Origin of the sequence: Prevotella sp. HMSC073D09 (assembly GCF_001814145.1) — a bacterium.
In the GTDB taxonomy this organism is placed as follows: Bacteria; Bacteroidota; Bacteroidia; order Bacteroidales; family Bacteroidaceae; genus Prevotella; species Prevotella conceptionensis.
Genome location: NZ_KV815006.1, coordinates 1 through 1,221, shown reverse-complemented (window position 1 = coordinate 1,221; position 1,221 = coordinate 1). Strand labels below are relative to the sequence as shown.

Sequence of the window (1,221 nt, the reverse complement as noted above, 5' to 3'; positions counted from 1 at the left end):
TCCTAAGAGGGAATTAACTGAATTACCCTAAGTAGAGTCTGAATTCGCATAGCTATTGGCAGCTCATTTACAAAGGGCTTTTTCTTTGCATATGTGTTCACAGAAACTTCCTGAGAGAGAATAAAGTATTTTCCTTTTTCCCGCAAATAATGCGCTCCGTTAATTAAGCCTACATCATGCAATAATGCATATTCCTTTTTATCCCTTCCTGTTACACTTTTATAAATAGAGTTTAGTTCTGATAGTTTTGTCTCATCAGATTGAGCTTTAGCTATTTTATCCTCTAATGCTTGGTCATCATCATAGAGAAATATTTGAGAATTTTTGTAGATATATTTAGGGACGTGCTCAATACAAGAGAAAAAACGTTTATAATCTTCTTCTGTTTGGCAATGCCTTTTTATAGCAGTTTTCAAATACTGGTCATTAGAGGCTTCTAAAACTTCTTGTTCATATTTCGCGACAAGGTTCATCACCTGTTCTTTTTTACTTCGAACTGCAGCTAAATATTCATTTTGTGTTATGTGCAATATCCCCACATTAATTCCCAATTCTTTAAAAATATTTTCAAGAACCTTAAACGATGTATAATATTCGCTTGATTCTAAGCCGATATGCATTAAGATGTTGGTATCTAAAATACAATAACTATCTTTGAAAGTTTCAAGAGTTAAATCATCTGTTGTATATGAATTCTTAATTAACTTCGCAGAAAACGCTGACGTACCATATTCCCATAAAAAATTGGTAACGTCTGGTTCTCGCATGAGAATCATCTGAAGAAATTTCTTGGGTAAAGTTTCCTTATCCTGCTTATTTAATTCATTGTTATTAGCTGTCCTTTTTTGAATTACATCTAATATACTATTTTCTCTTCGCGCAATCGTCCCGGCCTTATAGCACAAATCTGAAATCCAATCGTCAGAGAATGTTCCAAAGAAACACATCATAGCATCAATCAACCATTTCTCTACAACGCTTGAAACCGAAAAGAATGGTTCAAAAATTCTTATTATCCTCTGAAAACGATTATGAGATTCCTCTAAGGTCGCCTGTATTTTTTTAGCCTTACTTTTGGGAATAGAATACTTCTTGTGTTGTAATATTATTTCTCTATTCTTGGTAAGTTCTAATAATAACCCCTTTATCCTATCTTCACTTACTACTTTAATGGAAGCCTTATAAAACGTAACTATTCAGCGATACCCGATATATACAGTG

1 protein-coding gene is annotated in these 1,221 nt (G+C 33.2%); it reads right to left on the bottom strand.

Going from position 1 to position 1,221, the window contains the following annotated elements; genetic code table 11:
- Positions 1-2: 2 nt before the first annotated feature.
- Positions 3-950, bottom strand: coding sequence for a hypothetical protein (locus HMPREF2955_RS00260; protein ID WP_070719862.1), 948 nt, complete (start codon positions 948-950; stop codon positions 3-5).
- Between the last annotated feature and the right edge of the window lie 271 nt (positions 951-1,221).

Excerpts from the sequence above, each read along its gene's own strand:
- HMPREF2955_RS00260 (WP_070719862.1), bottom strand. The coding sequence starts at position 950 with ATGATGTGTTTCTTTGGAACATTCTCTGACGATTGGATTTCAGATTTG.